Consider the following 6978-nt stretch of genomic DNA (forward strand, 5'->3'; position numbering starts at 1 on the left):
ATGTGTCAGTTTCTTCCCGATTTGAGAACACTGTTCCGAGAAACGGTGTGAAAGAGTGCATTACGTTTTGCTGGCTTGCAGGGCAGTTACGGCGATCATTTGGGTTACATCTTCGGCGGTGCAGCCGCGCGACAGGTCGTTGGCTGGCTGGGCCAGCCCCTGAAGCACCGGGCCAATTGCGGTGTAGCCACCCAGCCTTTGGGTGATCTTGTAGCCGATATTGCCCGCATCGAGATTTGGGAAAATCATTACGTTGGCTTGACCGGCGACGGATGATCCGGGGGATTTGCGGTCGCCCACTGAAGGGACAAAAGCGGCGTCGAATTGTAGCTCGCCATCGACCGCAAGATCAGGTGCTGTCTGACGCAGCGTGTCTGTGGCCTCGATCACCTTGTCTACATCCGGATGTCTGGCGCTGCCCTTCGTGGAAAAGCTGAGCATCGCGATCTTGGGGTCGACCTGCAAAAGAGTTTTTGCTGAGGCGGCCGAGGCGATGGCGATTTTGCTCAACTCAGAGGCAGACGGGTTGATGACCAGGCCGCAGTCTGAATAAAGCATCGCCCGCGCACCGGGTGGGGCGTTTTCAGGCGGGTACATCAGGAAAAAAGACGACACCATTCCGGCATTTGACGCCATTCCGATCACTTGGATTGCGGCGCGGACGATGTCTCCGGTCGTGTGCACTGCGCCGCCAACCGTGCCGGTGGCGCGCCTGCTGCGCACCAGCATGGCGGCGTAGACTGGCGCTGATTCAACTGCAGCGCGGGCTTTGGTCAGATCCACACCCTTGTGCTGACGAAGTTCGAAGAACGTCTGGGCAAATTCCTCGGTCAGATCCGAGTTCATGGGGTCATGCACAGCGACACCTGGTGAAGGCGCCGCCCCTTGATCTGTCAGGGCGGCTTCGACTTCGGCTTGCGGGCCGACCAGGATTACGTCGGCCAGATCGGCCTTGTGGGCGGCAAGCGCCCCCGCAACAACACGGGGATCACTGCCTTCGCATAAAGAAATAACAGGGCGGAGGGCCGGAGCGTTCTGCCGCAACAGCTCAATGGGTGTCAGGGTCATTCGCTCCGGCCTCGTTCCTTGGTTATACGGCTTGCTCGCGCATGTCGTCAGCCGAAACGCCTGCAACTGCGACAGGTTTCTTCATCGCGTCGCGGCGGAAAGGTTCACCCAGTTCCTGATTGATCATGGCTTCGATCAGGGTGGTGATGCCGTTCTTCTGATCTTCGATCGCCTGGTTCAGCGCTGCGGTCAGCTCGTCCTGAGTACGCGCAACAACACCCTTCAAACCGCAGGCATTTGCGATACCGGCGTAAGACACTTTGGTGTCCAGTTCAGTGCCGACGAAGTTGTCATCGAACCACAGGGTCGAGTTGCGCTTTTCCGCGCCCCACTGGTAGTTGCGGAAGACGATCTGGGTTACGGCGGGCCATTCTTCGCGGCCAATCGCAGTCAGTTCGTTCACCGCGATACCAAAGGCACCGTCACCGGCGAAGCCGACAACCGGAACGTCGGGCTGGCCGATTTTTGCACCAACGATGGCGGGCAGGCCATAGCCGCAGGGTCCAAACAGGCCGGGGGCCAGATATTTGCGGCCTTCCTCGAAGGACGGATAGGCGTTGCCGATGGCGCAGTTATTGCCGATGTCAGAGGAGATGATTGCCTCTTTCGGCAGTGCAGCCTGAATGGCGCGCCATGCCATGCGGGGGCTCATCCAATCGGGCTTGGCGGCACGTGCGCGTTCGTTCCAGCTGGTGCCCGGATCATCATCTTCGTGATCCATGCTCGAAAGCTGCTGCGCCCAAGCGGATTTCTTTTGCGCGATCTTGGCCTTGCGGTCCGCGCGGCCCTCGTCACCCGCAGTGTCCGACAACTGGGCCAGAATACCTTTTGCGACCTTGGCCGCGTCACCAACGATACCAACGGTGACTGTCTTGGTCAGGCCGATACGATCCGGGTTGATGTCAACCTGGATGATTTTGGCATTGGCAGGCCAGTATTCCATGCCATAGCCGGGCAGGGTCGAGAACGGGTTCAGACGGGTGCCGAGGCACAGAACCACATCTGCTTCGCTGATCAGCTCCATCCCGGCTTTCGAGCCGTTATAACCCAGCGGACCGGCAAACAGCGGGTGCGAACCCGGGAAAGCGTCGTTGTGCTGATAACCCACGCAGACAGGCGCATCCAGACGTTCGGCTAGGGCTTTCGAGGCGTCAATACCGCCTTCGGACAGCACCACACCCGCGCCGTTCAGGATGACAGGGTTTTTTGCGTTCGACAGCAACTCGGCCGCCTGCGACACAGCGGTTTCACCGCCCGAGGGACGCTCGAATTCAACAATAGCAGGCAAGTCAACGTCGATGACTTGAGTCCACATATCGCGGGGGATGTTCAGCTGAGCCGGACCGCTGGCGCGTTTGGCCTGCATGATCACGCGGTTCAGAACCTCGCAGACGCGGGACGGGTCACGAACCTCTTCCTGATAAGCAACCATGTCTTCGAACAGTTTCATCTGCTCGACTTCCTGAAAACCGCCCTGACCGATGGTCTTGTTCGCCGCCTGCGGGGTCACCAGCAGCAGCGGAGTGTGGTTCCAGTAGGCGGTTTTGACAGCGGTCACGAAGTTGGTGATGCCGGGGCCGTTCTGCGCGATCATCATCGACATCTTGCCGGTGGCACGGGTATATCCGTCGGCCATCATGCCTGCGCTGCCTTCATGGGCGCAGTCCCAGAACATGATTCCAGCTTTTGGGAACAGATCCGAGATCGGCATCATCGCTGAGCCAATGATACCGAACGCATGTTCGATCCCGTGCATTTGCAGAACCTTAACAAAGGCTTCTTCGGTGGTCATCTTCATGTGAGTGCTCTCCAAACAAGTGGGTGAAGCCGGGTAAAGTGCCCGGGGTTTGATACGGTTTTGGCGTATGGGTGCGGTTGGCGTTAGGGCCAAAACGAAACCCAAATTAGGTCCAGATGTGGTTTAGGTAGTCCGAATGGCGTCCGCGATCAATTTTACACCAGGTGCGATGCGGTCGGTCGAAATAGAGGAGTAGCCAAGGCGGTAGTAATTCTGTGGCCTCTCCGGTCCAGAGAAAAACGGTGCACCTGGTTCAATGTGAACGCCCTGAGTTTGCAACCTCAATGCCAGTTGGGTTGTGTCGATATGCTCGGGCGCTGACATCCACATTGACGAGCCGCCAATCACGCCGCGCCCGGCCACGGTCAGCCCGCTGTCTTCGATGGCAGTGTTCATTGCGGCGCGCCGCTCTTGCAGGGCTTGCGACATGCGCCGGATCTGCGCGTCGTAATGGCCCAGCGAAAGGAAATAGGCAGCGGTACGTTGGATGTGCCCCGGTGGGTGGCGCAGAACCAAAGACCGAAGCGCGCGTGCCTCACGGATAAACGGCTCGGAACCGACCATGTATCCAAGCCGCAAACCGGGGAACAGCGATTTGGAGAAACTGCCGACGTAAATCACGCGCCCATCCCGATCCATGGACTTGAGTGCCGGAGAAGGCGCACCGCGAAAGGCCATTTCGAACTCGTAATCATCCTCGACCACCATTGCATCCAGTTCGCGCGCTCGATCCAGCAGCTGATTGCGGCGTGCGATCGGCATTGTCGCCGTCGTCGGGCTTTGATGGCTGGGGGTGGTAAAGATGACGTCGGCATCGTCTGGGATCGTTTCGGGTGGCAGTCCGTTCTGATCGACGCTCAGGGGCGTTACCGCGCAGTCCCAATGGTTCAGCAGGCTCCGCAGCGCGTAATAGCAGGGGTCTTCAATCACGGCAGATCGATTGTGAGTCAGCAAAATGCGCGACGCCAGCCAGAGTGCGTTCTGCGCGCCCAGTGTGATCAGAATCTCTTCGGGGCGGGCTGCAATGCCGCGTCTTGGCAGAGTGTGGCGGGCGATGAACTCGACCAGAAGCGGGTCATCCTGATCCACATAATCACCGGTTAGCGAATCGAAGTCCTTGTGTCCCAGTGCGCGCACGGCGCACAAGCGCCAGTTGGCGTGATCAAACAACGTCCGGTCGGCCTGACCATAGATGAACGGATAGCGGTACTCGCGCCAGTCGCTGGGTTTTGGCAGAACGTCACTGTCCAGAAAGCGACGTGCCAGCGCTTTGTCCCAGTCAACGGATTCTGTGCCGCGCTGGACAGGCGAGTACTTAGGTGGGACAGGTGCGTTGTGGGAAACGTAATACCCGGATCGCCCCTTGGCCGTCAGGTAATCATTTGCCAGCAATTCGGTATAGGCCAACGTGACGGTGATCCGGCTGACGCCCAGATGAGCGGCCAGTTTTCGCGATGATGGCAGTTTCTCTCCAACGTGAAAGCGGCCTGACAGAATGCCCTCAGCAATCATCTGCTGGATCTGAGCCTGCAGTGTGCCCTGACCGTTTAGTTCCAGAAAGAATGTATCGACCGAAATCCCCATGCCTGCTTATAGGGTGGACTTAAAGGGCGTGCAATCTGGACTTACGCAATCGGAACGTATTTCAACGACCCGGTTGACTGGAAAGCGTTATTAAACTAAATAACCAGAAATCTAGTTTAATGGAGGCGACTCATGTGGGAAGCTGCTGCTGCCGGATTTTCTGCGATGGGCTCGGAGGCCCGGCTGAAAGTCCTCAAAACCTTGGTTCGGGCTGGTGAGGCCGGTTTGACGGTTGGCGAGATTCAAAATCGGACGGGCATTGCTCCGTCGACCTTGGCGCATCATCTGCGGTTTCTTGCGGCTGGTGGTGTGGTTGAACAGGAAAAGATTGGTCGGACTACGATCAACCGAGCCTGTTACGACGAATTGAGAAACTTGGCACAGTTCATTCTCAGTGAATGCTGCGCCGATGAAGTTGGAAAGGCCGCGAACGATGGCTGAGTTGACACAAAACCCACGCGTGACGGCCAAGGGTGCGCTGGATCTGATCAAGACGCCTTGGGCGCTGATCGTCGTGATCCTTGTCGCAGTTGCCGTTCTGGACCCCGGCAATTTGCGTGAGGTGGTTACATTTGCCGCAAACGCTTTGGCGCATACGGGCCAATACATCCTGTTTGCCGTGCTGTTGCTGTCGTACCTAAAGGCGACCGGAGCAGAAGTGATGGTGGCGCGTGCCTTTGAGGGGCGTGAAACCCGGATGATCTTTCTGGCCGCGTTGTTTGGCGGGCTGGCGCCCTTCTGTTCCTGTGAGGTCATTCCCTTTATCGCAGGTCTTCTGGCGCTTGGCGCGCCACTGTCGGCGGTTATGGCGTTCTGGCTCAGCTCACCCTTGATCGACCCGCCGACGCTTTTGATTACGGCGGGTGCACTGGGATGGCCCTTTGCCATCGGCAAAGCCGTCGCGGCGGTCGCACTTGGCCTGTTTGGTGGGTTCGCGGTTCGGCTTCTGATGCGCCAGGGTGCGTTTGCCCAACCGTTGCGCGCATACAAACCCGCCGGATGCTGCGGCTGCGGGCCGAAACTGGACGACAAGCCGGTCTGGAAATTCTGGCAGGAGCCCGAGCGCCGCGTTCGGTTCCGTTCAGAGTTTGTGCACAACGGATTGTTCCTGTTGAAGTGGCTGGCTTTGGCCTATGTGCTTGAGGCTTTGTTGGTCAACTACGTGCCCGCCGACCTGATCGCTGGCGCGGTGGGTGGAGAAGGTGTGCTGCCTATCGTTGTTGCTGCCTTGGTTGGTATGCCCGCCTATCTGAACTCCTACGTGGCACCACCACTGTTGGCCGGCTTGATGGAACAAGGAATGACAGCAGGCGCTGCCATGTCATTCATGGTCGCTGGTGCCGTCAGTTCCATCCCGGCCATGGCCGCCGTCTGGTCGCTGGTCAAACCCCGCGTATTTGCGACCTATTTGGGCCTTGGTGTAGGCGGTGCGATTATCGCAGGCATCATCTTTCAGATGGTGTGAATAAGAAAGCCACCCGCTGTCAGCATCGGGTGGCCTTTCGTTTGGGGTTCAGCCAATCAACTGCCTTCGCACTGGCTTGGCAGTTTGAACCTATACCGCGCCTCACCAGTTTCGACGTAAACCCGTTTCTCAATGCAAGCTGTGGTGCCTACGGTCTGGGAAATGGGGGACTCGGTCGACGTGATTGAAGTTGCTGAACCATCGGGCAAGCGGACCGAGGCGATGACACCGTTCCTGAGATCACCATTCACCGGAGTTGCCGATAGTACCGGAACGGTCAGGAAAGCTTCGTGCTGGTGTTCGCCCTCATCCCCCAACAAAAAGAGGGTTGTAACGATGGCAATCATCACAACGCCACCGGCCAATCCAAGACCCCATGTTTTCACAAAGGCATAGATCGTAACGGCGCGGTGGGGGCCAAAGATCGCAGATAGAATGCTAAGCATGACAAGTCCGTCAAAAAAGCCCCAGCCGTTCCGACCGGGGCTGATTGTACATTACGGGCGAAGATCATCCTCGTCTTCGTCATCCGCCCCGCCTTTGGGCAGATTGAAAAAGCTGTCGGCATCGATGATCGCCTCTTCGTCTTTTTCTTCGGCCGGATCGTCGGACAGCGAGAAGGTTTCGAGCCCTTCGATGGCCGTCGGAATCTTCGGCGCGGCATCCATTTCCAGAGACTGTTCAGTCGACACCAGTTTGCGACGCTCATCATCGCTCATCACACCGCCTTCGGCTGCTTTCTTGGCGGCTGCCTTTTGAACGGCTGTGTCCAGCTCGGACTGCTTGCAAAGGCCCAGAGCAACCGGATCGATGGGTTGCATGTTGGTGATGTTCCAGTGGGTACGCTCGCGGATCGACTGGATAGTCGGTTTGGTGGTGCCCACCAGCTTGGCAATCTGTCCATCGCTGAGTTCGGGGTGGAACTTGACCAGCCACAGGATCGAGTTCGGGCGGTCCTGACGCTTGGACAGCGGGGTGTAACGCGGACCACGGCGTTTTTCTTCGCCAGCGGCCGAAGGATTGAACTTGAGCTTCAGCTTGTGAAGCGGGTTGTTCTGCGCAG

At 58.1% G+C, this 6978-nt stretch carries 7 protein-coding genes; 2 read left to right on the plus strand and 5 right to left on the minus strand.

All coding sequences use genetic code 11. The annotated features are described in order from the left end of the window. Positions 1-60: 60 nt before the first annotated feature. The 3 genes from pta to pdxR form a co-directional block, all read right to left on the minus strand. The gene (gene pta, locus AC2FNU_RS06750; protein ID WP_496786387.1) at positions 61-1068 is read right to left on the minus strand and encodes a phosphate acetyltransferase; all 1008 of its coding nucleotides are present in this window, start codon (positions 1066-1068) and stop codon (positions 61-63) included. Between the two features lie 22 nt (positions 1069-1090). Beyond that, a complete protein-coding gene (gene xsc, locus AC2FNU_RS06755) occupies positions 1091-2866 on the minus strand; it encodes a sulfoacetaldehyde acetyltransferase (RefSeq protein ID WP_496786392.1) in 1776 nt (591 codons plus the stop codon). 123 nt (positions 2867-2989) lie between these two features. Next, entirely contained in the window at positions 2990-4450 is a 1461-nt protein-coding gene (pdxR, locus tag AC2FNU_RS06760) for a MocR-like pyridoxine biosynthesis transcription factor PdxR (protein WP_496786398.1), read from the minus strand. Positions 4451-4582: 132 nt separating this feature from the next. Here pdxR and AC2FNU_RS06765 point away from each other — a divergent pair, with 132 nt between their 5' ends. Together AC2FNU_RS06765 and AC2FNU_RS06770 are read left to right on the plus strand one after the other, a co-directional pair. Then, positions 4583-4891 carry an ArsR/SmtB family transcription factor gene (locus tag AC2FNU_RS06765; RefSeq protein ID WP_171095930.1) on the plus strand — a complete coding sequence of 103 codons (309 nt, stop codon included), beginning with the start codon at positions 4583-4585 and terminating at the stop codon, positions 4889-4891. Beyond that, positions 4884-5915, plus strand: coding sequence for a permease (locus AC2FNU_RS06770; RefSeq protein WP_496786403.1), 1032 nt, complete (start codon positions 4884-4886; stop codon positions 5913-5915). The genes AC2FNU_RS06765 and AC2FNU_RS06770 overlap by 8 nt, the downstream gene beginning before the upstream one ends. A gap of 56 nt (positions 5916-5971) precedes the next feature. On the opposite strand, the gene AC2FNU_RS06775 is transcribed toward AC2FNU_RS06770, so the two are convergent. Next, positions 5972-6361: a hypothetical protein gene (locus AC2FNU_RS06775; RefSeq protein ID WP_496786406.1), complete on the minus strand. Its 390-nt coding sequence runs from the start codon at positions 6359-6361 to the stop codon at positions 5972-5974. Between the two features lie 51 nt (positions 6362-6412). Continuing rightward, on the minus strand, positions 6413-6978 hold a 566-nt coding region (locus AC2FNU_RS06780), incomplete at its 5' end, for a cell cycle transcriptional regulator TrcR (protein WP_496786409.1).

Source organism: Ruegeria sp. BHSB064 (genome assembly GCF_059613205.1).

Coding starts and splice junctions, on each gene's coding strand:
- pta (WP_496786387.1), bottom strand. CDS start 1,068: ATGACCCTGACACCCATTGAGCTGTTGCGGCAGAACGCTCCGGCCCTC.
- pdxR (WP_496786398.1), bottom strand. CDS start 4,450: ATGGGGATTTCGGTCGATACATTCTTTCTGGAACTAAACGGTCAGGGC.
- AC2FNU_RS06775 (WP_496786406.1), bottom strand. CDS start 6,361: ATGCTTAGCATTCTATCTGCGATCTTTGGCCCCCACCGCGCCGTTACG.
- AC2FNU_RS06765 (WP_171095930.1), top strand. CDS start 4,583: ATGTGGGAAGCTGCTGCTGCCGGATTTTCTGCGATGGGCTCGGAGGCC.
- xsc (WP_496786392.1), bottom strand. CDS start 2,866: ATGAAGATGACCACCGAAGAAGCCTTTGTTAAGGTTCTGCAAATGCAC.
- AC2FNU_RS06770 (WP_496786403.1), top strand. CDS start 4,884: ATGGCTGAGTTGACACAAAACCCACGCGTGACGGCCAAGGGTGCGCTG.